Annotated in this window: 17 protein-coding genes; 6 read left to right on the top strand and 11 right to left on the bottom strand. The window is 63.1% G+C overall.

Going from position 1 to position 23918, the window contains the following annotated elements:
- Positions 1-324 precede the first annotated feature (324 nt).
- The 3 genes from H2O77_RS06155 to H2O77_RS06145 all read left to right on the top strand — a co-directional run bounded on the left by H2O77_RS06155 (position 325) and on the right by H2O77_RS06145 (position 2659).
- Entirely contained in the window at positions 325-1026 is a 702-nt protein-coding gene (locus H2O77_RS06155; RefSeq protein ID WP_043334485.1) for a CoA transferase subunit A, read from the top strand.
- A gap of 127 nt (positions 1027-1153) precedes the next feature.
- A complete protein-coding gene (locus H2O77_RS06150; protein WP_043334487.1) occupies positions 1154-1816 on the top strand; it encodes a 3-oxoacid CoA-transferase subunit B in 663 nt (220 codons plus the stop codon).
- 636 nt (positions 1817-2452) lie between these two features.
- On the top strand, positions 2453-2659 hold the full coding sequence (locus tag H2O77_RS06145) for a cold-shock protein (protein ID WP_043334489.1): 207 nt from the start codon (positions 2453-2455) through the stop codon (positions 2657-2659).
- 265 nt (positions 2660-2924) lie between these two features.
- On the opposite strand, the gene gcvT is transcribed toward H2O77_RS06145, so the two are convergent.
- Positions 2925-4040, bottom strand: a complete 1116-nt coding sequence (gene gcvT, locus H2O77_RS06140; RefSeq protein ID WP_213114338.1) for a glycine cleavage system aminomethyltransferase GcvT — start codon at positions 4038-4040, stop codon at positions 2925-2927.
- 272 nt (positions 4041-4312) lie between these two features.
- Positions 4313-5680, bottom strand: coding sequence for a sodium:alanine symporter family protein (locus tag H2O77_RS06135; RefSeq protein ID WP_043334493.1), 1368 nt, complete (start codon positions 5678-5680; stop codon positions 4313-4315).
- 891 nt (positions 5681-6571) lie between these two features.
- Between H2O77_RS06135 and gcvH the strand changes: the two genes are divergently transcribed.
- Together gcvH and gcvP are read left to right on the top strand one after the other, a co-directional pair.
- A complete protein-coding gene (gcvH, locus tag H2O77_RS06130) occupies positions 6572-6964 on the top strand; it encodes a glycine cleavage system protein GcvH (protein WP_043334495.1) in 393 nt (130 codons plus the stop codon).
- 311 nt (positions 6965-7275) lie between these two features.
- A complete protein-coding gene (gcvP, locus tag H2O77_RS06125; RefSeq protein WP_215824173.1) occupies positions 7276-10170 on the top strand; it encodes an aminomethyl-transferring glycine dehydrogenase in 2895 nt (964 codons plus the stop codon).
- A gap of 169 nt (positions 10171-10339) precedes the next feature.
- Here gcvP and H2O77_RS06120 read toward each other — a convergent pair whose 3' ends face one another.
- The 7 genes from H2O77_RS06120 to H2O77_RS06090 form a co-directional block, all read right to left on the bottom strand.
- A complete protein-coding gene (locus tag H2O77_RS06120; RefSeq protein ID WP_225348116.1) occupies positions 10340-11992 on the bottom strand; it encodes an ABC transporter substrate-binding protein in 1653 nt (550 codons plus the stop codon).
- 305 nt (positions 11993-12297) lie between these two features.
- Positions 12298-14343: a DUF4955 domain-containing protein gene (locus H2O77_RS06115; RefSeq protein WP_215824172.1), complete on the bottom strand. Its 2046-nt coding sequence runs from the start codon at positions 14341-14343 to the stop codon at positions 12298-12300.
- A gap of 156 nt (positions 14344-14499) precedes the next feature.
- On the bottom strand, positions 14500-14772 hold the full coding sequence (locus H2O77_RS06110) for a DUF2160 domain-containing protein (protein ID WP_043334560.1): 273 nt from the start codon (positions 14770-14772) through the stop codon (positions 14500-14502).
- Positions 14773-14845: 73 nt separating this feature from the next.
- The gene (locus H2O77_RS06105; protein ID WP_043334505.1) at positions 14846-15646 is read right to left on the bottom strand and encodes a carbohydrate ABC transporter permease; all 801 of its coding nucleotides are present in this window, start codon (positions 15644-15646) and stop codon (positions 14846-14848) included.
- An 11-nt stretch (positions 15647-15657) separates the two neighbouring features.
- On the bottom strand, positions 15658-16527 hold the full coding sequence (locus tag H2O77_RS06100) for a sugar ABC transporter permease (RefSeq protein WP_043334509.1): 870 nt from the start codon (positions 16525-16527) through the stop codon (positions 15658-15660).
- Complete coding sequence (locus tag H2O77_RS06095) at positions 16527-17741, bottom strand: ABC transporter ATP-binding protein (RefSeq protein ID WP_215824171.1); 1215 nt, start codon at positions 17739-17741, stop codon at positions 16527-16529. The genes H2O77_RS06100 and H2O77_RS06095 overlap by 1 nt, the downstream gene beginning before the upstream one ends.
- Positions 17741-18895, bottom strand: coding sequence for an ABC transporter ATP-binding protein (locus H2O77_RS06090; protein ID WP_215824170.1), 1155 nt, complete (start codon positions 18893-18895; stop codon positions 17741-17743). The genes H2O77_RS06095 and H2O77_RS06090 overlap by 1 nt, the downstream gene beginning before the upstream one ends.
- 649 nt (positions 18896-19544) lie before the next feature.
- Between H2O77_RS06090 and H2O77_RS06085 the strand changes: the two genes are divergently transcribed.
- A complete protein-coding gene (locus H2O77_RS06085) occupies positions 19545-21440 on the top strand; it encodes a sigma 54-interacting transcriptional regulator (protein WP_215824169.1) in 1896 nt (631 codons plus the stop codon).
- Between the two features lie 193 nt (positions 21441-21633).
- On the opposite strand, the gene H2O77_RS06080 is transcribed toward H2O77_RS06085, so the two are convergent.
- Positions 21634-22485: an ABC transporter permease gene (locus H2O77_RS06080; protein ID WP_215824168.1), complete on the bottom strand. Its 852-nt coding sequence runs from the start codon at positions 22483-22485 to the stop codon at positions 21634-21636.
- A 3-nt stretch (positions 22486-22488) separates the two neighbouring features.
- Positions 22489-23790 (bottom strand): ABC transporter permease, encoded by a 1302-nt coding sequence (locus tag H2O77_RS06075; RefSeq protein ID WP_054556762.1) that lies wholly within the window; start codon positions 23788-23790, stop codon positions 22489-22491.
- Positions 23791-23918: the final 128 nt, after the last annotated feature.

The following is a 23918-nucleotide window of genomic DNA, read 5'->3' as shown; positions in this document are numbered from 1 at the left end:
TCACAAGAGGTGATGTGGCGCAGTTCGTCGTCTGGCGCTCACAGGGCATCTAGGCCATTGGTCATAGATGAAAGCCACGAAGCTCTCACATGACTGACCGCACAGTTCAGGCCATTCCGACCCGCTACCGCGCCAGCCCCCGCCAGCATGGGGTTTGGCGGGCTTTTTCCTCGCGAGCAGGCTCGATAAACAGCAGATCAATTCTTATCAAAAACTGATCAATGGATAGAAAAAACAAACTTATTAAATATATACAGACTCAGGATTGTCGGCAATGATGAAGACATCCCGACAACAACAGCTTGGATACTCAAGGAGATTCGCATGGCAGGATTCAACAAGGTGGTGACCAGCTACGCGGAGGCCATGGCAGGCCTCGAAGATGGCATGACGGTAATCGCCGGTGGCTTCGGCCTGTGTGGTATCCCGGAGAACCTGATTGCAGAGATCAAGCGCCTCGGCGCCAAGGACCTCACCGTGGTATCCAACAACTGCGGCGTCGATGGCTTCGGGCTCGGTATCCTGCTGGAAGACCGTCAGATCAAGACCATGATCGCCTCCTACGTCGGCGAGAATGCGCTGTTCGAGAAGCAGCTGCTCGACGGCGATCTGGAAGTGATCCTCACCCCCCAGGGTACGCTGGCCGAGAAGATGCGTGCTGCCGGCGCCGGTATCCCCGCCTTCTTCACCGCCACCGGTTACGGCACACCGATCGGCGAAGGCAAGGAAGTGCGCGAGTTCGATGGCCGTCCCTACATTCTGGAAGAGTCCATCAAGGGCGACTTCGCCATCGTCAAGGCCTGGAAGGCGGACCGCTACGGCAACGTCGTCTACCGCCATACCGCGCGCAACTTCAACCCGCTGGCCGCCACCGCCGGCAAGATCACCGTGGTCGAAGTCGAAGAGCTGGTCGAGCCGGGGGAACTGGACCCCGCCGACATCCACACGCCCGGCATCTATGTGGATCGCGTCATCAAGGGCAACTTCGAGAAGCGCATCGAGAAACGCACCGTCCGCTCGCGTTGAGCCCAGGGCTCCGCCGGCATGAATCGCCGTCACCAGGGTGACAGCCCCCACGGCGAACTTTCTCGACCGCCTTCACGACACGGCACAGTGCCTCATGGCTGATGGCACCCAAGACAAGGAAACAATCATGGCTTTGACACGCGAACAGATGGCCCAGCGAGTGGCTCAGGAAATCCAGGACGGCTCCTACGTCAATCTGGGGATCGGCATCCCGACACTGGTGGCCAACTATATCCCCGACGGTATCGAGGTGATGCTGCAGTCCGAAAATGGCCTGCTCGGCATGGGCCGCTACCCCTATGAAGACGAAGTCGACGCCGACATGATCAATGCCGGCAAGGAAACCGTGACCGCCATCGATGGCGCCGCCATCTTCGATTCGGCCGAATCCTTCGCCATGATCCGTGGCGGCCACGTCGACCTCACGGTGCTCGGCGCCTTCGAGGTGGACGTGAACGGCAACATCGCCAGCTGGATGATCCCCAACAAGCTGGTCAAGGGCATGGGCGGCGCCATGGACCTGGTCGCCGGTGCCGAGAACATCATCTGCACCATGACCCACGCCTCCAAGCACGGCGAATCCAAGCTGCTCAGCCAGTGCGAACTGCCGCTGACCGGTGCCGGCTGCATCCGTCGCGTGCTGACGGACCTCGCCTTCCTCGAGATCAAGGATGGTGCCTTCCACCTGCTGGAGCGCGCGCCAGGCGTGAGCGTCGAGGAAATCGAACGTCTGACCGCAGGCAAGCTGGTCGTCCCGGAACACGTGCCGGAAATGCAGCTGGATGCCTGAGGCACCTTCTGCCCCCGAGCACTGGCCACCCTCGCGCCGCTTTTGACCTTCGAGCCACTTTTGACTCACGAAACAATTGCGCTCGAGGGTGGCAAAACACGGCCCCGACATCCCACGGATTTTTGCCGACTCTTTTGAGGAAAATCTCTCATGATGTGATGGGCGCATCACATCCTCTCTCCGAGAGCCTTGATGGCTTCGACGCCATCCGCCGGCAGCGCTGCCATCGCTGCCGGCTTTTTTGTGTCCATCGCCCGCCATACGGGGCTTTGCGCCATTCAACTCCCTATACAAGCAAAGCCGCACTATGGTCTTTTTCCTACAGCTGTCATCGCTCACACCAAGATAACGGGATAAATAACAAGCGGACTCCTTGCCCTAGGTGTGGCGAAATTCTCAGCACTATTGGCACGGCTTTGCGGGCGAATTCTGCGCACGATTATTAGGCAAAAGGATAAGTTTTTGATATTTCATTTGACCTTGCCGCCCGAGCAGCGCAGTATTGCTCTCGTTGGTTAGCAAGTCGAATATCGTCAGTCGTGATCGAAGCACTTCGGTACCTGGTGTATATCCTCCTTGTTTTACCCACGTTTATCGGGTAACTCCCGGCAATATCATCAGTAAGGAATTACGATCATGGCAACTGGCACAGTCAAGTGGTTCAACGACACCAAAGGTTTCGGCTTCATTTCTCCGGACGACAACGGTGACGACCTGTTCGCACACTTCTCCGAAATCCAGGCTGAAGGCTTCAAGTCTCTACAAGACGGTCAGAAGGTCTCCTTCGACGTCACCCAGGGCAAGAAAGGCCTCCAGGCCGCTAACATCAAGCTGATCGACTAAGCTTTGATTTTAGCTGGAAGAGGCTAACCCCTCCTCCGACAGAAAAGCCCGCTTCGGCGGGCTTTTCTGCGTCTGGCATTCGCGCACGCCGCGGGGTATCGCATCCCTCCGCATGCCCGAGTGCCAGATATGAAAAAAGGGACTGCCTGGGCAGTCCCTTCTTCGTTTCTCTTCCTTTTCGCATCTCTTCAAGGCGCTGCTACCCGCGACGGGTCGTCACGCCTCGCAGCGAGCGCTGACTGTGGCTCACCTGACCACGGCGCGCTTACCCCCGATAGTAGCGCTGCTCGACGAACGGCATCTTCGTCACCGTCATCGGCAGACGCTTGCCACGCACATCGGCAAACACTTCGGTCTCGAGAGCGCTGTGAGCGATGCCCACGTAGCCCATCGCCACCGGCTTGCCATAGGTCGGCCCGAAGCTGCCGGAGGTCACCACACCGATACGGTTGTCCTGAGCATCATAGAGCTCAGCCCCCTCGCGGATAGGCGCACGCCCCTGGGCGACCAGCCCCACCCGCTTGCGGGTGTGATCCTTGTTGGCGATCTGGGTCAGGATGACATCGGCCCCCGGGAAGCCGCCTTCACGCTCACCGCCCTGACGACGCACCTTGCCCAACGCCCAGATCAGACTGCCTTCCACCGGCGAGGTGGTGGTATCGAGATCGTGACCGTACAGGCACAGTCCCGCCTCGAGACGCAGCGAGTCCCGCGCGCCAAGACCGATGAACTCCACCTCCTCCATCGCCAGCAACAGACGCGCGAAGCGCTCTGCATCGGCATCGGGCACGGAGATCTCGAAGCCATCCTCGCCGGTGTAGCCACTGCGGCTGACCCAACACTCGATGCCCTCGATGGTGACGTGGGCATGATGCATGAAGGTCAGCTCGCAGGCCTCGGGCGACAGACGCTGCATCACCGCGTGAGCCATCGGCCCCTGCAGTGCGAGCAGTGCCCGATCATCCAGCACCTCAAGCTCGATATCCATCGGCAGGCCGACCCGCAGGTGCGCGATGTCCTGATCCTTGCAGGCAGCGTTCACCACCACGTAGAGGTGATCACCGCCATTGACGATCATCAGGTCATCCAGGATACCGCCAGTGTCGGAGGTCAGCAGGCCATAGCGCTGCATGCCCACCGGCAGGTCGATGATATCCGTCGGCACCAGGGCCTCCAGCGCCGCCTGCACATTCTCGCCACGCAGGATCAACTGCCCCATGTGCGAGACATCGAACAGCCCTGCCTTGGCGCGCGTGTGTTCATGCTCCTTCTTGACGCCAAGCGGGTACTGCACGGGCATGGAATAGCCGGCGAACTCGACCATCCTGGCCCCCTGCTCGACATGCAGGTCATGAAGGGCGGTCTGCTTGAGACCCGTCACTGCGGCGGAATCGGACATCGTCATTCTCCAGGTTGGCTTGCGATGACTCTCAGAGATGGCGCCCGAACGGCACACGCTCTCTGGAGGCTTGTTGTCATGGGCACTGCTGTCAGGGCACTGCTATCAGGAGCCCTGCCGGCATGGGCACTGCTCTCAAGAGCACTGCCGTCTTGAACAGGGCGCCCTGCGCCTGCACCGCCCAGGTCAGGTGACCCGGGCGATGCAGAAGGCAGTCAGTGGCACGGTAGGGCCAGGCGAGTCATCAGCGTCGTTCAGCGATCTTCGCCAGCCAGCACTTCCTTGCCATCAAAATAATCACGCGTCAGCTTGAAGACCACCGGCGACAGCAGCGCCAGACCGATCAGGTTCGGGATCGCCATCAGCGCATTGAAGGTGTCCGCCATCAGCCAGATCAGGTCGAGCTTGGCCATCGCGCCCAGCGGAATCGCGATCACGAACACGATGCGATACAGCATGATGGCACGCGTGCCGAACAGGTACTGGAAGCACTTCTCACCATAGAAGGACCAGCCAAGGATGGTGGTGAAGGCGAAGACCGCCAGCGCGATGGCCACCAGGTGGTTACCCACGCCCGGCAGCGCCTGATCGAAGGACATCGAGGTCAGGGCCGCGCCGGTTTCCCCGGAAGACCACAGGCCGGAAGTGATGATCGCCAGCGCCGTGATGGTGCAGATGATGATGGTGTCGATGAAGGTCCCCAGCATCGCGACCAGCCCCTGACGGACCGGGTTCTTGGTCTGCGCCGCCGCGTGGGCGATGGGCGCACTGCCCAGGCCCGCTTCATTGGAGAAGATACCGCGCGCCACACCGAAGCGGATGGCGGCCATCACCGCTGCCCCGGCAAAGCCGCCGGTAGCCGCGACCGGATTGAAGGCATAGGTGAAGATGAGGCCGAAGGCATGGCCGATCTGGTCGGCGTTGATCACCAGGATGATGATGCCGGCCAGGAAGTAGGCGATGGCCATGAACGGCACCAGCTTGCCCGCCACGCTGGAGATACGCTTGATGCCACCGAGAATCACGGCGCCGGCCAGCACCATCATCACCACACCTGAGACCCAGTGCGGGATGGCGAAGGACGTTTCCAGCGCATCCGCGACCGAGTTGGACTGCACAGTATTGCCGATGCCGAAGGCCGCGAAGCAACCGAAGAAGGCGAAGGCACCGCCCAGCCAGCCCCACTTGGCGCCCAGACCGTTGCGGATATAGTACATCGGGCCACCGACATGGTTGCCGGTGTCATCGACTTCACGATAACGCACGGCACACACGGCCTCGGCGTACTTGGTCGCCATGCCGACCAGCGCGGTGATCCACATCCAGAAGATCGCCCCCGGGCCACCCAGCGCGATGGCGGTTGCCACGCCCGCGATGTTGCCGGTACCGATGGTCGCGGACAGCGACGTCATCAGGGCATTGAAAGGAGAAATCTCGCCGTCGCCATCCTTGCCCGGCGCACGACCATTCCACAACAGCTTGAAGCCGGTACCCAACTTGCGAAGCGGCATGCCCTTGAGGCCTGCCTGAAGATAGAAGCCGACCCCGAGCAACAGGATCAGCATCAATGGGCCCCAGACGACGCCATTGATGGCACTAAAGACGGAACTGATCATTTCCACGCAGATTTCCTCCGCTGAATTGTTGTTATCACACGATGCGCAGTGACTCGTGGCGGTGCCATCCCCAGGCGGGTGATCGACCCGCGACGAGCCTCCCACGGCATTTTCACCGTTGGGACAGCTCACATTAGCGGAAGCTATCTCACTTCACTAGCCCAACAGGGCTTTACGCTGGCAGGTGAGGCAATCATTGCGTAAAAAGTACGATGAGACTGCGCCAACTCGCATGTTTCATCGCCTCATCGTGTCTTCTGGCAGCAGATCCTGCGCCAGGTGATCTCGAGACTGGCGAAAAAAATCTCACAACAAGCCAAGCCAGATGTCGAGACAAATGTCGAACCGAAAGCCGAGCTGCATGCAGGGCGCGGTAACCCTCAGGTAAAGACTCTCTCAGCGCCACCAGCGCTCTCACGCGCCCTCATCAGGTTCGCTCTGCTCGAACGCATCAGGCATTGACAGCCGGGTCTTCACGACACAACATGGAAACAAGTTTCCGATAAGAAACTGTCGGCACCATAACGCGAGTTTGAGCGCCTCGCAACAGTGACCCGGGCATCCTCGCCCACTGGCGCGACCGATCTCCCGCGCTGCTGCAATGCACTCAACCTCTCACGAGGTGTCACGGCGCGCTGGAAAGGCGCCGGGCGGCCTGGCCAGCGATGCACAGCCATGGGCCAGGCAGGCCCGTGATGGCGGGCTTCATGAGTGAACCACGCAAGACACTGGACGCCCGAAGAGTGACAGACCACGATAGAGGTACGGCCGTCAGCAACACACGCCCAAAGTCGTAGCATCACGCGGCAGTCTGCCACTGCCACACGCCGGGACCTTGGGGCATAATGACGTACCGATTCCCTGAATCAGAAAATCTTTTCACATAGGAAAACACTCATGAGCAATATTCCCGCCACGCTGAAGTACACCGAGAGTCACGAGTGGGTTCAGGACAACGGTGATGGCACCGTGACCATCGGGATCACCGACCACGCCCAGGAAGCGCTGGGCGACGTCGTCTTCGTCGAACTGCCGGAAGTCGGCCGTGAGCTGGCGCTGGAAGAAGAGTTCGGGGTCATCGAGTCCGTCAAGGCGGCCTCTGATCTGTACGCGCCGCTGGCCGGTGAAGTCATCGCCGTCAACGAGAGCCTCGAAGACGCGCCGGAATCCGTCAACGAAAGCCCCTATGACGATGCCTGGATTCTGAAGATGAAGGTCGCTGACAGCGCCGAACTCGACAAGCTGCTCGACGCTGATGCCTATTCTCAGCTGGTCGAAAGCGAAGCCTGATCGCCGTCAACCTCCTGTCCATGCCGCAGTCGCTCTGGACAGGAGGTTTCAGCGCCTTTCCGCGCTCGCATACAGCCGCACTCGCGCACAGCCACCTTCGTGACTGCGCCACCCCGTTTCGATGGCACGACGCCCCTGACACGACCGCCCTTGCAGGTCGCGCGGGGAGTGAAGCAACTGCAGCATGCTCGGCAGTGATGTCGATGCCCCCATGATTCCCGACGCCCTGCCCGCCGCTTCCTCGCTGGCACGGTGATGTTCCTCCCGCGGACTGCCCTCTGTAGTCCCCGTTGCAGCACAGGATTTCTTGCATGGCTCACGAGACGCTTACCCTGGCCCAGCTGGCCGGACACGACGATTTCATCTCCCGCCACAATGGGCCGACCGATGCCAATGTGACGCGCATGTTGGCGACGCTGGGCGAAGAGAGCATCGCCACGCTCATCGACCGCACGGTGCCCACCGCCATTCGTCTGGGCCGTGAGCTGGATCTCGAAGGGCCACGCACGGAATCCGAAGCACTGGACTACCTGAAGCGCCTCGCGCGTCAGAACAAGGTGTTCAAGACCTATATCGGTCAGGGTTACCACAACACCCACCTGCCGGCGGTCATCCAGCGCAACGTGCTGGAAAATCCGGGCTGGTACACAGCCTATACGCCGTATCAGCCGGAAATCGCCCAGGGTCGTCTCGAAGGGCTGCTCAACTTCCAGCAGGCGGTGATGGACCTGACCGGCATGGAGCTGGCCAACGCCAGCCTGCTGGACGAAGCCACCGCCGCTGCCGAGGCCATGGCGCTGTGTCAGCGCGGCAACAAGAAGAGCAAGAGCAAGCGCTTCTTCATCGCCGATGACGTGCTGCCGCAGACCCTGGACGTCATGCGCACCCGCGCCGACTACTTCGGCTTCGAGCTGATCATCGATGCCGCCGAGAACGTCGGCGAGCACGACATCTTCGGCGCCCTCTTCCAGTATCCGGGCAACACCGGCCAGGTGCGCGACCTCGCGCCACTGCTGGACGCCGCGCGCGCCAATGGCGCGATGAGCGTGGTGGCCGCCGACCTGCTGAGCCTGGTGCTGCTCAAGTCGCCGGGCAGTCTCGGCGCCGATATCGTCGTCGGTACCTCCCAACGCTTCGGTGTGCCGATGGGCTTCGGCGGCCCGCACGCGGCCTTCTTCGCCACCACCGACAAGCTCAAGCGCTCCATCCCGGGCCGCATCATCGGCGTCTCCAAGGACTCGCGCGGCAACCCGGCGCTGCGCATGGCGATGCAGACCCGCGAGCAGCACATCCGCCGCGAGAAGGCGACCTCCAACATCTGTACCGCCCAGGCGCTGCTGGCCAACATCGCCGGCTTCTATGCCGTCTATCACGGTGCCGAGGGCCTCAAGCGCATCGCCACCCGCGTGCATCGCCTGACCAGCATTCTCGCCGAGGGCGTCAGCCGTTGCGGCATGGCACTGGCCCACGACAGCTGGTTCGACGCCATCACCGTGACCGGCGTGGATGAGGGCAAGATCCACGGTCGCGAGCTGACCCACGAGATCAACCTGCGCCACCACGGCGACGGCCGCATCACCATCAACCTCGACGAGACCACCACCGCCGCTGATGTCGGCGTGCTGTTCGACGTGCTGCTCGGCGAGGAGCACGGCCTGTCCGTCGCCGCGCTGGACCAGGACCTGCTGGCCAAGGGCGCAAGCGCGATTCCGGCGGCCTGCCAGCGTGACAGCGACTTCCTGACCCATCCGACCTTCAGCCGCTACCACTCGGAAACCGAGATGCTGCGCTACCTGAAGCGTCTGGAGAACAAGGACCTGTCGCTGACCCACGCGATGATTCCGCTGGGCAGCTGCACCATGAAGCTGAACGCCACCACCGAGATGATCCCGGTCACCTGGCCCGAATTCGCCAACGTCCATCCCTTCGCACCGTCGGACCAGGTAGTCGGCTACAAGCAGATGATCGATGAGCTGTCCGCCTTCCTGGTCGAGATCACCGGCTACGACGCCATCTCCATGCAGCCGAACTCCGGCGCGCAGGGGGAATACGCGGGGCTGGTCGCGATCCGTCGCTACCAGGCCTCCATCGGCGAAGGCGCGCGCGACATCTGCCTGATCCCCAGCTCCGCCCACGGCACCAACCCGGCCTCGGCCGCGATGGCCGCCATGAAGGTGGTGGTGGTCGAGTGCGACGCCAACGGCAACATCGACATCGCCGACCTGCGTGCCAAGGCTGAACAGCACAGCGACAAGCTGTCCGCGATCATGATCACCTACCCGTCCACCCACGGCGTGTTCGAGGAAACCGTGCGCGAGGCCTGTCAGGTCGTTCACGATCACGGCGGCCAGGTCTACATCGACGGCGCCAACATGAACGCCCAGGTCGGCATCTGCCGCCCGGGTGACTTCGGCGGCGATGTCTCGCACCTCAACCTGCACAAGACCTTCTGCATTCCCCACGGCGGCGGCGGCCCGGGCATGGGCCCGATCGGCATCAAGGCCCACCTGGCGCCATTCGTCTCCAACCACGTGGTCACCCCGCTGGAAGGCGTGAAGCCGGAATGCACCGCCGTCTCGGCCGCCGCCTTCGGTTCCGCGGCGATCCTGCCGATCTCCTGGGCCTACATCAAGATGATGGGCGCGCAGGGGCTGCGTGAAGCCACCGAGCTTGCGATCCTCAACGCCAACTACATCGCCACGCGTCTCGATGGGCACTATCCGGTGCTCTATCGCGGCAAGAACGGCACCGTGGCGCATGAGTGCATCATCGATATCCGCCCGCTGAAGGCCGCTTCCGGCATCAGCGAGGAAGACATCGCCAAGCGTCTGATCGACTACGGCTTCCACGCGCCGACCATGTCGTTCCCGGTGGCGGGCACCCTGATGGTCGAGCCCACCGAGTCCGAATCGCTCTACGAGATCGACCGTTTCTGTGAAGCGATGATCGCGATTCGCGCCGAGATCACCCGTGTCGAGCAAGGCGAGTGGACACTGGAAGACAACCCGCTGGTGCACGCGCCGCACACCCAGGCCGACCTGATGGACGCCGAGTGGACGCGCAGCTACTCCCGCGAGATCGGTGCCTTCCCCAGCGAGCACGTCAAGGCCGCCAAGCAATGGCCGGCGGTCAACCGGGTCGACAACGTGCACGGCGATCGTCAGTTGATCTGCTCGTGCCCGAGCATCGATCTCTACCGTGATTGAGAGCCATGATTGAAAGCCGCGATTGAGAGCCAGCAATGAGGCGGTGATGAAACACTGTCGCTGATCGCTGTGGCACAAAAACGCCCCTGCCGGGAAACCGGCAGGGGCGTTGTCGTTGCTGCTGTCTTTCAGCAGGCTGTGCGATGGCGCAGTGTCGCGCCGGCCAAACTTACTCCTTCCAGCTCTTGAGCAGCTCGTCGTAGGCGATGGTCTCGCCCTTGGGCTTCTCGTTGTCCAGCTTGGCCTTCGGCGCACCCGGCTGAGCGAACCAGTACTCCGCATCACGCTCCTCGTTGAGCTTCGGCCCACAGTTGTCCATCACCTTGGCGCGCTCGAGACGCTCGAGGATGCGGTCCTGCGCCTTGGCCAGGCCATCGAGGGCTTCCTGCGGCGTGGCTTCGCCACTGGCGGCCTGGGAGATGTACTGCCACCACAGCTGGGCAAGCTTGGGGTAATCCGGCACGTTGGTGCCGGTAGGCGACCACTGCACCCGCGCCGGGCTGCGATAGAACTCGACCAGACCGCCCAGCTTCGGCGCGGCATCGGTCATCGCCTGGGACTGGATATCCGACTCGCGGATCGGCGTCAGCCCTTCCAGGGTCTTCTTGAGCGAGACGGTCTTGGCGGTGACGAACTGCGCGTACAGCCAGGCCGCGTGACGGTTCTTCTCCGGGGTGGAATCGAAGAAGGTCCAGGCGCCCACGTCCTGATAGCCAAGCTTCATGCCCTCTTCCCAGTACGGGCCATGCGGCGACGGCGCCATGCGCCACTTCGGGGTGCCATCGTCGTTGACTACCGGCAGGCCATCCCGCGTCATGTCGGCGGTGAAGGCGGTGTACCAGAAGATCTGCTGGGCGATGTTGCCCTGGGACGGCACCGGGCCGGACTCGGAGAAGGTCATGCCCTGGGCTTCCGGCGGTGCGTACTTGCCCAGCCAGTCGACATACTTGGTGGTGGCATAGACGGCCGCCGGGCCGTTGGCCGCGCCGCCACGTGTCACCGAGGAGCCCACCGGCTGACATTCCTCGACACGAATGCCCCACTCATCCACCGGCAGGCCATTGGGCAGGCCCTTGTCACCGGCACCCGCCATGGAGAACCAGGCATCGGTGAAGCGCCAGCCGAGTGACGGGTCCTTCTTGCCGTAATCCATGTGGCCATAGACCCGCTCACCGTCGATTTCCTTGACGTCATTGGTGAAGAAGTCGGCGATGTCCTCATAGGCCGACCAGTTGACCGGCACCCCCAGCTCGTAGCCGTACTTGTCCTTGAACTGCTTCTTCAAATCTTCGCGCTCGAACCAGTCGGCACGGAACCAGTAGAGATTGGCGAACTGCTGGTCCGGCAGCTGATAGAGCTTGTCATCCGGGCCGGTGGTGAAATCCAGCCCGATGAAGTCGTCCAGATCCAGCGTCGGCGAGGTGAAGGCCTTGCCGTCGCCTTCCATCATGTCGCTGATCGGCACGACCTTGCCATAGCGGAAGTGCGTGCCGATCAGGTCGGAGTCATTGACGTAGCCATCGTAGATATTGCGCCCGGACTGCATCTGGGTCTGCAGTTTCTCGATGACGTCGCCTTCCTGAATCAAGTCGTGGGTCAGCTTGATGCCGGTGATCTCGCTGAAGGCCTTGGCCAGCACCTTGGACTCGTATTCATGGGTGGTCAGGGTTTCCGAGGCCACCTTGATTTCCATGCCGCGCAGCGGTTCAGCGGCCTTGATGAACCATTCGAGCTCGGACATCTGCTCGTCCTTGCTCAGCGTGGAGGGTGAGAACTCCTGATCGATCCACTTCCTTGCCGCATCCTGATACTGATCGGCCATGGCCTGACTGGAAAGGCCGGCGAGCCCCGCCGCCGTGGCGAAGGCGATGGCGTAACGCAGGCGTGCGGGTCGAATGATGTGCTGACTCATGGGATGTCCCTTCATTGGCGTTATTGTTGTGTCGCGTCTTCCAACAACCACTTCCGTCAATCACGTGTCGCGCGGCGCGATTCGCCGCCTTGCTTGCTCTCGGTGCTGCTCTTCCTCCTGCCGTTGCGATCTGCTGTCGTTGGCTGCTGCTCTGTTGCCCTTGTTGCTCTGATTTCTCTGATTGCTCTGCTGCCCTGATGCTCAGCGGCTTGCTGTCACTCTCGCGTCTCCTGCAGCAGCTCGCGCTGGGCGCGGTAGAGCGAGGCGGGCTTCACGGCCTCGCCCGGTGACTCGACGCGTGCCTGCAAGGCATCCATCGGCGGCAAGGAGTCATACTCGGTCACGCCCTTGGCATTCATCACCCGGGCATAGTCATGGCGATTGGCGATGCCCAGCGCATGCCCGGTCGCCCCGACGACCGTCGGCATGATCACCTTGCCGAAGTGAGAATCGGCGCGCATGAAGGGCCAGGCTGCATGCGGCTTGCCGGTATTGACCGGATTCCACAGCACCAGCCCGCGCAGATGATTGGGCTGATGGCCGACACTGGCGCCCCAGCGGTCGCGCACATGACCGCCACGCTTGCGATCGAACACGTTGTCGCGCGATTGCTGACCATGCAGCTCGATACCACTGTCACCGGCGTGCTCCAGTTCAAGGTAGACGTTATGGGTCGCGTAGCGGGCCACCCCGGGCGCATGCCAGGCATGACTTTGGTCGACTACCTGGCGGGCCAGTACCTGATTGCTGTCACTGATCGTCATCGCGATATGCCCGGGCTTGCCGGTCATCGTCACGTCTTCGAGTGTCAGCTGTGAACTGTGGCGCACCTTCACCCCCTGATTGAAACTGTCGAGCCGTACGTCACGTACCCAGCCATCCGTGATGCCATCCAGGTCCAGAAGGCCGAAGCCGCTGTCATCCTCGGCGCTGCGGTGATGCTTGAAGTGCCCCCGCCAGTTGCCCTTGAGCGTGATGCCCTGCACCCCGACTTCCCGCGCCGGGTGCAGGCGTGCGATGCGCCACTGCTCACCGGGAAAGCGCTCATGCACCACCGGCAGCGAGAGCGTGAGGCGCTTGCCGTCACGTGCCACCACGCGATAGCGCGCCCGCTTGATCACTCCGTCACGCTCGATCAACCAGCGTGACTCGCCGGTGCTGGCGTCCTTTTCCATCTGATAGGGCGCCAGGGCACGCGCCACCGCCTCAGGCCGCTTGTCGATGCTCTCCAGCAGCACCTCATCGCCTGGCGAGAGCGCTGCGCCATCGGCCCCATCCGCCTCATCCGCCAGCGTGATCGTGTCCTGCGTATCCGCCGGCTGTCGGTGGCTCGTCGGCGTGACGGCTTGCCATTCTTCCTGCTTGCCACCCTCGGCCAGATTGCCCAGATGCAGCAGCCAGGGAGTGCTCCAGTACCAGCTGGCGTGCAACGGCAGCATCGGCCGGGTCTGCTTGAGGTGCGTCACATCACTGCCCGCGCCCATCAAGGTCCAATGACTGCCTGCCAGACTCAACCCCTGCATCTTGAGCAATGCCTCGCGCAGCGCCTGCTGGCGATCTGCATCCGCCACCGCGGCTTTCAGTGCCACCAGGCGGGAGTAAAACCAGTCGCGCTCGGCCGCCCCATACACCACGTAATCCCCCGCCGGGAAATACAGCACGCCGCGCCGCGCCGGGCGGTCAGCGTCATCACTGCCCTGGCGCTGCCAGTCACGCATGGCGGCATGCGCCCTGAGGATCGCGCGGCGATCACTCAGGGTGTCACTGCCATCCGCGCCGTAGGCCGTGACATCGAACCGGCGCAGCGCGCCCTTTTCGCTCTCACCTGCCGTGCCCTTTTCTGCCTCGCCCTTTCCTGGCGCTTCACCAGCATCATGTGACTCGAGCTCAAGTGCCAGAAGCGCCTTGCCCTGGTGGTAGCCGGCGCGGGAAACGTCAGGCAGTGGCAGTGGCTTGCGCGCCTCGGGTGGGCGAGTCTGATTGGCCTGCCACACGCGCTGATACTGCTGCCACAATGCTGATTGCCCTGCATCTTCCGCCTCGCCATTCCCGACCTGCTGATCAGGCGTCGTGGCGTCCGGGCTTTCGAGCGGTGTACCCGCCCACCAACCGAGGGCGACAACGCAGGCAATGCTCAGCCCTGTCACGCCCGCCCAGAGACGACGGCGGTTCTTGCGGCCCGGCGAGGGACAGTCGCCATGTGAAGCACCCTTTGAAGCACTACCTGTAGACAAGCGATGCGGTGAGCGAGATGACGACATGCAACGAGATTCCAGAGCGGCGAATGACACTGGCGGATGCCAGCCAGAACCGCTTGGGACTCCCCTCAGGCTGTCCGGTTCCGTGTTGCCACCGGGCGACGCTGCCTGTCGTCAGCGCTCTCTCCTCTCCACATCTCCCCGCATGTCATCCCCACTTCATCCCCACTTCATCAACACCAGCATCCAGACGACACACACGATGCTGATCATCCACAGCACCTGATCGGTAAAGCCCAGCCACAGCAGATGCAGCCAGCCACTGGAGAGCAGGCCGATGAACAGTCTGTCGCCCCGCGTGGTCGCGATGGGCAGAAATCCCTGCCGACTCAGTGTCGGGGTCACGAACTGCCAGGCGGTCATGCCCAGCAGCAGGGTGCCGATACCGGCAAAGAAGAGTGACGTGGGCAGTGTCCAGGCCATCCATTCCATCATCATGTCCTCTTGTGGGCCGCCAGCAGAGACTTGCTGACGGCAATGACAGCGGCGCTCGGCCTGGTGCCGATCACACCCGGCCCAGGGCAAAGCCCTTGGCGACATGGTTGCGCACGAAGTAGATCACCAGAATGCCGGGAATCAGCGTCAGGGCACCGGCGGCGGCCAGCACGCCCCAGTCGATGCCCGAGGCCGAGACCGTTCGCGTCATCACCGCCGCTATCGGTTTCGCCTCCGTCGAGGTCAGGGTTCGCGCCAGCAACAGCTCCACCCACGAGAACATGAAGCAGAAGAAGGCGGTCACCCCGATGCCCGGGCGAATCATCGGAATGAACAGCGTCAGGAAGAAGCGCGGGAAGCTGTAGCCGTCGATATAGGCCGTCTCATCGATCTCCTTGGGCACGCCGGACATGAAGCCTTCCAGAATCCAGACCGCCAGCGGCACGTTGAACAGACAGTGCGCGAGTGCCACCGCCAGCGGGGTATCAAACAGCCCCACCGAGGAATAGAGCTGGAAGAACGGCAGCAGGAAGACCGCCGGCGGCGCCATGCGATTGGTCAGCAGCCAGAAGAACAGATGCTTGTCGCCCAGGAAGCGATAGCGCGAGAAGGCATAGGCCGCCGGCAGCGCCACCGCCAGCGAGATGAGCATGTTGAGCACCACGTAGCTCATCGAGTTGAGGTAGCCCATGTACCAGCTGGGGTCGGTGAAGATCACCCGATAGTTGTCGAAGGTGAAGTTCTCGGGCCACAGGGTCAGGCCGCCGAGAATCTCCTGATTCGACTTGAAGGACATGATCAGCAGCCAGTAGATCGGCACCAGCAGGAACAGCAGATAGATCGTCATTACCAGACGCTTGCGTGTGGTCATCACTCGTCTCCTCAGGCGTCGTCACTGTCCTGATGGGTCATGGCGGTATAGAACAGCCACGAGACCAGCAGGATGATGAGGAAGTAGATCAGCGAGAAGGCAGCGGCACGTCCGAGATCGAACTGGCCGATCGCCATCTGGGTCAAGGTCTGGGACAGGAAGGTGGTGGTGGTACCCGGCCCGCCACCGGTGAGCACGAAGGGCTCGGTGTAGATCATGAAGCTGTCCATGAAGCGCAGCATGATGCCGATCAACAGCACGCTCTTGAGCTTGGGCAGCTGGATGTAGCGGAACACGGCCCAGGGCGAGGCACGGTCGATGCGCGCGGCCTGGTAATAGACATCGGGAATGGCACGCAGCCCCGAATAGCACAGCAGCGCCACCAGCGACGTCCAGTGCCAGACATCCATCACCAGCACCGTCACCCAGGCGTCAGCCGGATTGGAGGCGTAGTTGTAGTCGATGCCCAGCTGGCCCAGTGCCCAGCCGTAGAGTCCGATGTCCTCACGACCGATGATCTGCCAGATGGTGCCGACCACGTTCCAGGGAATCAGCAGCGGCAAGGCCAGCAGAATCATGCACAGCGAGACCATGAAGCCCTTGCGCGGCATCGAGAGCGCCACGGCGATCCCCAGTGGAATCTCGATGGCCAGCACCGCGAAGGAATAGACGAACTGACGGATCAGCGAATCGTGCAAGCGCTCGTCACGCAGGATCTCGCGATACCACTCGGTGCCGACGAAGAAGCGCGTGGAGGGATCGAAGATGTCCTGCACCGAGTAGTTGACCACCGTCATCATCGGGATGATGGCCGAGAATGCCACCACGATGACCACCGGCAGCACCAGCCACCAGGCGCGATTGTTGTGTGTGCGTTGCATCAGGCGTGTCCTCCCGGCCGCTGGTCATCTTCCCCTCTGGCAAAGCCGTCCGCCTCGCCACTGTCGTGCGCGCCGGCCTGTGACAGATCCAGCAGATGCTCATCGAGATAGAAGCGCTGCCAGCGGGCGGGCAGACGCAGGCGCACGCGGCCTGTCGGCAGCGGCGCATCTTCCTCGATACGCGCCTTGAACAGGCAGCCGCCACCGATGTCGAGATCCACCACCTTGTAGGTCCCCAGGTCCTGCACCAGCGTGACCTGACCACTCAACCAATGCTCGCGGGTGTCGGGAACCGCCGCCGCTGGTGAACTGTCGCTGGCCTCGAGCTCGACGAATTCCGGCCGGATGCCCAGCTTCAACTCGCCCTTGCGCTCCGCCAGTGTCGCCAGCAGCGCCCGTGGGAGATGCAGCAAGGGCGCATCCTCCCCCGTGCCGAGCCGCACGCCCTGCGATTCCAGCGTGATGCTGGCCAGGTTCATGCCCGGTGAGCCGATGAAGTAGCCCACGAAGGTGTGCGCGGGGTCCTCGAACAGCTCGCGCGGGGTGCCGAACTGCACGATGCGGCCTTCATACATCACCGCGATCTTGTCGGCGAAGGTCGAGGCCTCCAGCTGATCATGGGTGACGTAGACCATGGTGATGTTGAACTGCTCATGGATCTGCTTGAGCTTGCGGCGCAGCTTCCACTTGAGGTGGGGGTCGATGACCGTCAGCGGTTCATCGAACAGGATGGCGGCCACGTCATCGCGCACCAGGCCACGGCCCATCGAGACCTTCTGCTTCTCGTCGGCCGTCAGGTTGCTGGCACGCCGCGTCAGCAGGTCTTCCAGCTCCAGCACCTGGGCGATCTCACGCACCCGGGACTGCACCTTGTGCTCCGGCTGGCGCTGATTGCGCAGCGGGAAGGCCAGATTGTCGAAGACCGTCATGGTGTCGTAGACCACCGGGAACTGGAAAACCTGAGCAATGTTGCGCTCTTCCGGCGGCAGCCGATTGACCACGCGATCATCGAAGCGCACCTCGCCCTCGGAGGGGGCCAGCAGCCCGGAGATGATGTTGAGCAGCGTGCTCTTGCCACACCCCGACGGGCCGAGCAGTGCATAGGCGCCGCCCTGCTGCCAGACATGATTCATACGCCGGATGGCGTAATCACTGTCCGCGGTGGGCGCCGCCAGGTAGCTGTGCGCCAGATCATTGAGGTGTATTTCCGCCATCAGGCCAGCCCTCCGCCAGTCGTGGTGGGTCGCTCGGGCGAGCGGATCAGTGCCCCATCGCCATGCTGTTCCGCCCCGTCACCACCATCGGCGGCATAGACGAACAGCTTGTGGGCGGGGGCATAGACGCGGATGGCATCATCCACGGCGAAGTCGTGGATGCCGGCCAGATGCAGGACCAGCGAGTGATCGGCATTGCTGACATGCAGGAAGGTCTCGGAGCCGGAGATCTCGGCGATATCCACCGTGACGGCGAACTCCAGATCATCATCGGCCAGCGGTGCCAGCCCCAGGTGGCTGGGGCGGATACCGAAGCGGTAGGCCCCGCTCTCGATCCCCGCCAGTGGCGCGGGCAGCACGAAACGGCTGCCCTGCTCGCCGGCACTGGCCGCGCCGGAGAACGCCAGCTCACGTCCGCGCACCTCGGCCTCGAACAGATTGATCTGCGGCTCGGAGTAGAGCTTCGCCGCCTCGACACTCAGCGGATGATGGTAGACGGCCTCGGTAGGCCCGGACTGCAGCACCCGCCCTTCATGCATCAGCGTGGTGGTGCCGCCGAGTGCCAGTGCCTCGCCGGGCTCGGTGGTGGCGTAGACGGCAATGGTGTTGCGGGTCGCGAACAGGCTGCGCATCTCGTGGCGCAGTTCTTCGCGCAGCTTGTAGTCGAGATTGACCAGCGGCTCGTCGAACAGCACCAGGTCGGCGTCCTTGACCAGCGCCCGCGCCATGGCCGTGCGCTGCTGCTGGCCACCGGACAGCTCCGCCGGCTGACGCGCAAGAAACTGCTCGATGTGCAGCATCTCGGCGATCTCGTGCACGCGGCGACGGATTTCCTCGGGCGCCATGCGCGCCAGCTTCAGCGGCGAGGCGATATTGTCGTAGACGCTCAGGCTCGGGTAGTTGATGAACTGCTGATAGACCATCGAGATGTTGCGCTCACGCACTGGACGGCCGGTCACGTCCTCGCCGTTCATCACGATGCGGCCGTCACTGGGCACATCGAGACCCGCCATCAGGCGCATCAGCGACGTCTTGCCGGACAGGGTGCGTCCCAGCAGCACATTGAAGGAGCCGGGCTCGAAGGTCAGGTCCACCCTGTCGATATGGGTCTCGCGGCCAACCCGGCGGGTGACCGCCTCAAGGCTCAAGGACATGGCGCTGTCTCGTCTGGTGAAAGTCATCGGGGCAAGGACACGGCCAACCACTGCCGAGTGTTCACACCCACCTGGTGACTATCCTCAAGCGAACCCTGTGCCAGCCGCGCGCAGACACCTGCCCACAGACACCCTCCATCGCCCCTCGGAGGGCGTCAGATTCCGCTCTTCTGTCGATCATTCAGCTACTTGACAGATGCGACCAAGGCAGGGGCAGACCATGGTCTAGCCCGTCATCCGCCGCGTCTGCCGCTACTCTGATGAACAGTGTCTGAACACTAAAGTCCTCGGAACTGAACACTCACCACGCACAAGTGAACATTGCCGTGAACACTCCCCCAAGACCGATCACAGCACCGATAACAGCACCCATAACAACAGAGGCCTGAAAGGCCCGCCGCACAAGGGACGTCGCATGCCACTACCCCACACCGCCAAGCACTCAGCGCGCCACGCTGCCCACCATTCGGCCAATCATTCAGCTCGCCACGCGGAGGATCAGGCGCTCGATCCAGGCGCCGCCTCCACAACGTCTGCGGCTGCTCTTCCCTCTTCTCTTCCCTCTTCTTTCCCCTCGGCGCTGCCGCCCTCAACCCTCAGGTGTCCGCCGGAGGAGCTCGTCTGGCGTCAGCGTCAGGCCGCCAGCCTGATGACGACGGTGGCGTCAGCGGTGGCCGGTCATATCCTCAACCTGCTCGATCACTGGCAGGCGTGTCTGGTACTGACCGACCGCGACGGCGTGGTGCTGGCAAGCTACGGCCATCAACAGCTGCTGGGCAATGACGCCGCCCTGTTGCACCCCGGCGCGCGCTGGCGTGAGGAGTCGCTGGGCCACAACGCCATCGCCGAGACCCTGAATGCACCGCGCGCCAATCGCCTGGCGCGCATCGCGCTCGAAGCGCATGACGCCGAATGCCTCAAGGGGCTGGCCAGTGCCAGTGCCGCGCTGCTGGCCCCCGCCAGCTGGAGTGCCAGTCGCGGCCTGACGCCCGGCGCCTGCGAGGGGTGCCTGGGGCTGATCTGCGACCCCTACCGTGTCCGCCAGTACAGCCTCGGCATGCTCGGGGTACTGGCGGATGACATCGAGCAACGCCGACTGGGCGAAGCGCATGGGCACGACCATCACCTGTTGCGCCTGCATCTCAACCGCTCGCAGCTGGACTCGCCCAGCGCGGCCCTGCTGGCTGTCACGCCGCAAGGTCAGGTCGCGGCTGCCAGTCGCCGGGGACTGCAGCTGCTGGCGGCTCACCTTGAACTTCCTTCAGCCCCTGACAACGCATCGAACAGCGCGGCCAATGCATCGAACAGCGCGGCCAATGCAACGGACAGCGACAGCTGCGCCACCCGCGATGACATCCACCTGCTGCTGGGGCAGCCGCTGGCACGCTGGCAGCTGGACTGGGCGCCGCTGGCCCAGCTCGCCGATGCGCAGTGCCTGACGCTCACACAGCACCCGCGCTTAACGGGCTACACCCTGTGCGCAGCCCCGCCCAGGCCACGGGTCGTGGCCCGTGCGCCGGCCGAGCGCTCCGCAAGCCAGCCACCGACCGAGACCGCCACTCGAGAGACTGCGTGCCACCCGAGCCTTGCGCGCCTGCATCATGGCGATGCCGGCTGGGCCAGGGTCTGCGAACTGCTGGCGCGGCTGGTGAACGCCCGCCTGCCACTGCTGCTGCAGGGCGAGACCGGCGTCGGCAAGGAGGAAGTGGTCAAGGCGCTGCATCAGGCCAGTCATCGCGCCCATCAGCCGCTGGTCGCCATCAACTGCGCCGCCTTGCCTGATGAGCTGGTCGAGGCCGAACTGTTCGGCTATCGGCGCGGCGCCTTTACCGGTGCCGACCCCGCCGGACGCGAAGGCCGCCTGCTCGAGGCCAATGGCGGGCGCCTGTTTCTGGATGAGATCGGCGACATGCCACTGCATGTGCAGGCGCGTCTGCTGCGCGTGCTGCAAGAGCGTGAAGTCACCCCGCTGGGCGGCGGCAAGCCGCAGCGGGTCGATTTCGAACTGGTGGCCGCCACCCATCAGCCCCTCAGCGAGCTGGTCAATGCGGGACGCTTCCGGGCAGATCTCTACTATCGCCTGTGCGGCGCCACCATTGCCCTGCCGCCGCTGAGGGAGCGTCACGACATCGCCGGCCTGAGTCGTGCCCTGCTGACCAGGCTGTGCGGGGAGCAGCAACGTGAGCTGCCGCGCATCACGCCCGCCTTCCTCGATCGCCTCACCCAGCATGACTGGCCCGGCAACGTGCGCGAGCTGGACAACGTGCTGCGTCTGGCGCTGGCACTGTGCGATGGGCCGACCCTGGAGCCGTGCCATGTGATGCTGGCGGGCGACTGTCTCGCCTCACAGGGCGACTGCCACGCGGCAGAGGGCGAGATTGCCCACCAGCCCTCGCAACCGAGCGGCCTGCCCTCGCTGCATGATCTCTCCAGTGCCGAGGAGCTGCAGAGTGCGCTGGACGCGCTGGGCGGCAACGTCTCGCGTCTCGCGCGGGAGCTGGGCATCAGCCGCACCACGCTCTACAAGCGACTCGGCGCGGCCTGACGCAGCAGGCTTTTCCTCAAGCCCTGTCTCCAAGCCCTGTCTTCAAGCCCTGTCTTCAAGCCCTGGCCCTGAAACGCCCTTGCCCCCGCAGACAGACTCTGCGGGGGCAAGGGCGTTTCTTGCGACTCCTGTTTCTCACCGCTATCAAGCGCTCAGCACTCAAGAGCAAAGGGCAGAGGGTCGAGGACAGTGGTCAGCTCGGCGTCAGGCCGCGCAGACGTTCATTGCGGCGGCGAATCAGCTCCAGTGTCGTCAGCAGCAGGATCGAGACCATCACCAGCAGCGTGGCCACCGCCAGAATCGTCGGGCTGATCTCCTCGCGGATACCGGACCACATCTGGATCGGGATGGTGGTCTGCGCCGGCCCGGCGATGAACAGCACCACCACGACTTCATCGAACGAGGTGATGAAGGCGAACAGCGCACCGGACACCACCCCCGGCGTCACCAGCGGCAGGATGATGCGGAAGAAGGTGCGACTCGGACTGGCCCCCAGCGAGTGTGCCGCACGTGTCAGCGAGTGATCGAAGCCGGACAGCGTCGCCGTCACCGTGATCACCACGAAGGGAATGCCCAGCGCCGTATGCGCCAGAATCACGCCCAGATAGGTCTGGGTCAGCCCCAGTTTCGAGAAGAAGAAGAACATCGCCGCGGCGCTGATGATCAGCGGCACGATCATCGGCGAGATCAGGATCGCCATGATGGTATTGCGAAATGGCATGAAGCGGCTGGAAAGCCCCAGTGCGGCAAGTGTGCCCAGTACCGTGGCCAGCACCGTCGCGCACACCGCCACGATGATGCTGTTCTTGATCGAGCGCATCCACTCATCCGAGGTGAAGAACTCCTGATACCAGCGCAGCGAGTAGCCCTCCGGGTCCAGCGACAGCATCTTCTCCGAGAAGGTGAAGTAAGGTTCGGCATTGAACGAGAGCGGAATGATCACCAGGATCGGCCCGATCAGGAACAGGAAGATCAGCGCGCACAGCACGCAGAACACCCAATGCCAGATCCGCTCACCACGAGTTGCATAGGAAGGTATGGCCATCTGTCACCCCAGTTTGACCTTGTCCACACCGATCAGACGGTTGTAGACGAGATAGAAGAGGATCACCACGACCAGCAGAATCGAGCCAATGGCCGCTGCCAGCCCCCAGTTGAGCGAGGTCTGCATGTGATAGGCGATGAAGTTGGTGATGAAGCGGCCCGACTGCCCGCCCACCAGTGCCGGCGTGATGTAGTAGCCGATGGAGAGGATGAAGACCAGAATCGAGCCCGCCCCGATACCCGGCAGGGTCTGCGGGAAGTAGACGCGCCGGAAGGCGGTGATCGGCCCGGCACCCAGCGAGCGCGCCGCGTGCATGTAGCTGGGCGGGATGGTCTTCATCACCGAGTACAGCGGCAGGATCATGAACGGCAGCAGGATGTGGGTCATCGCGATGATAGTGCCGGTCTTGTTGTAGATCATCTGGATACGCGCCTCCTCGGCGAGTATCCCGACACCTACCAGCATGTCATTGAGCACCCCCTGCTGCTGCAGGATCGCGATCCAGGTGGTGGTTCGCACCAGCAGCGAGGTCCAGAACGGCAGCAGCACCAGAATCATCAGCAGATTGCCGCGACTGGCTGGCAGGGTCGCCAGCAGCCAGGCCACCGGATAGGCCAGCAACAGACACAGCCCGGTGATCGCGGCGCTCATCCAGAAGGTTCGAATGAACAGCGAGACGTGGATCTGCAGATACTCCGGTTTCTCGACGATCTCTCCGGTCGGTGAGAACTGGCGATCCACCGCCGCCAGATAGTAGGAAGCGGTGAGAGGCGACGATTCGCGCTTGATCAGACGCCAGATATCCGGGTCCTCCCAGTCCTCATCGGCCTTGATCAGCGCGGCCTTGTAAGGGGCCTCCATGCGACCGGCACGGCGGGCGCTCTTCATGAACAGCGACCGCATGCCGGACTTTTCGTAGTTGAGACGCGAGGCGACGCGTCCGAGATTGCGCGCCTTGAGTCCCGCGGCCAGATCCTGCGCCAGGGCGGCGTAGGCGGCCTCTTCCGGCAGCCCTTCGCCGTCCCAGTCGACCAGCACCTCGCTGGTGCGCGGCAGATAGGTGGAGACTTCCGGGTTGTCGACACTGCGTGACAGCATGTCGAAGATGGGCATGACGAATGCCAGCCCGATGAAGACCAGCAACGGCGCCACCAGCAGCAACGCCTTGATGCGGCTGCGACGGATGGCGCGATTGAGGCTCTGTTTCAGCGGTACGCCATCGGCGGTGGTCAGCGCCGCGCCGGGGGCACCATTGGGGTCATGTGCTGCGCTTCCGGACGTGGCCGGGGCGGAGGAATCGCTCATCCTGCACTCCTTGATCGGCTATCCGAGGATGCCTGGGCCGCCAGCCGGCTTCCGCGTGACAGTGACGGAAGCCAACCTGGCGGAATCGAGCATGGCCGAGGGGCCATCAGGCATGATCAAAAAGGCCC

It is taken from the genome of Cobetia sp. 4B (assembly GCF_018831605.1).
Lineage (GTDB): Bacteria > Pseudomonadota > Gammaproteobacteria > Pseudomonadales > Halomonadaceae > Cobetia > Cobetia amphilecti.
Note: the sequence above shows the minus strand (reverse complement) of the source record. Positions and strands in the feature narration are given on the sequence as shown.

Bases quoted from the DNA above. Each gene is read 5' to 3' on its own strand.
- H2O77_RS06085 (WP_215824169.1), top strand. From the start codon at position 19,545: ATGACGACGGTGGCGTCAGCGGTGGCCGGTCATATCCTCAACCTGCTC.
- H2O77_RS06150 (WP_043334487.1), top strand. From the start codon at position 1,154: ATGGCTTTGACACGCGAACAGATGGCCCAGCGAGTGGCTCAGGAAATC.
- H2O77_RS06115 (WP_215824172.1), bottom strand. From the start codon at position 14,343: ATGTCGTCATCTCGCTCACCGCATCGCTTGTCTACAGGTAGTGCTTCA.
- H2O77_RS06155 (WP_043334485.1), top strand. From the start codon at position 325: ATGGCAGGATTCAACAAGGTGGTGACCAGCTACGCGGAGGCCATGGCA.
- H2O77_RS06095 (WP_215824171.1), bottom strand. From the start codon at position 17,741: ATGGCGGAAATACACCTCAATGATCTGGCGCACAGCTACCTGGCGGCG.
- H2O77_RS06145 (WP_043334489.1), top strand. From the start codon at position 2,453: ATGGCAACTGGCACAGTCAAGTGGTTCAACGACACCAAAGGTTTCGGC.
- gcvP (WP_215824173.1), top strand. From the start codon at position 7,276: ATGGCTCACGAGACGCTTACCCTGGCCCAGCTGGCCGGACACGACGAT.
- H2O77_RS06100 (WP_043334509.1), bottom strand. From the start codon at position 16,527: ATGCAACGCACACACAACAATCGCGCCTGGTGGCTGGTGCTGCCGGTG.
- H2O77_RS06105 (WP_043334505.1), bottom strand. From the start codon at position 15,646: ATGACCACACGCAAGCGTCTGGTAATGACGATCTATCTGCTGTTCCTG.
- H2O77_RS06075 (WP_054556762.1), bottom strand. From the start codon at position 23,790: ATGAGCGATTCCTCCGCCCCGGCCACGTCCGGAAGCGCAGCACATGAC.
- H2O77_RS06080 (WP_215824168.1), bottom strand. From the start codon at position 22,485: ATGGCCATACCTTCCTATGCAACTCGTGGTGAGCGGATCTGGCATTGG.
- H2O77_RS06120 (WP_225348116.1), bottom strand. From the start codon at position 11,992: ATGGCCGATCAGTATCAGGATGCGGCAAGGAAGTGGATCGATCAGGAG.
- H2O77_RS06090 (WP_215824170.1), bottom strand. From the start codon at position 18,895: ATGTCCTTGAGCCTTGAGGCGGTCACCCGCCGGGTTGGCCGCGAGACC.
- H2O77_RS06110 (WP_043334560.1), bottom strand. From the start codon at position 14,772: ATGGAATGGATGGCCTGGACACTGCCCACGTCACTCTTCTTTGCCGGT.
- gcvH (WP_043334495.1), top strand. From the start codon at position 6,572: ATGAGCAATATTCCCGCCACGCTGAAGTACACCGAGAGTCACGAGTGG.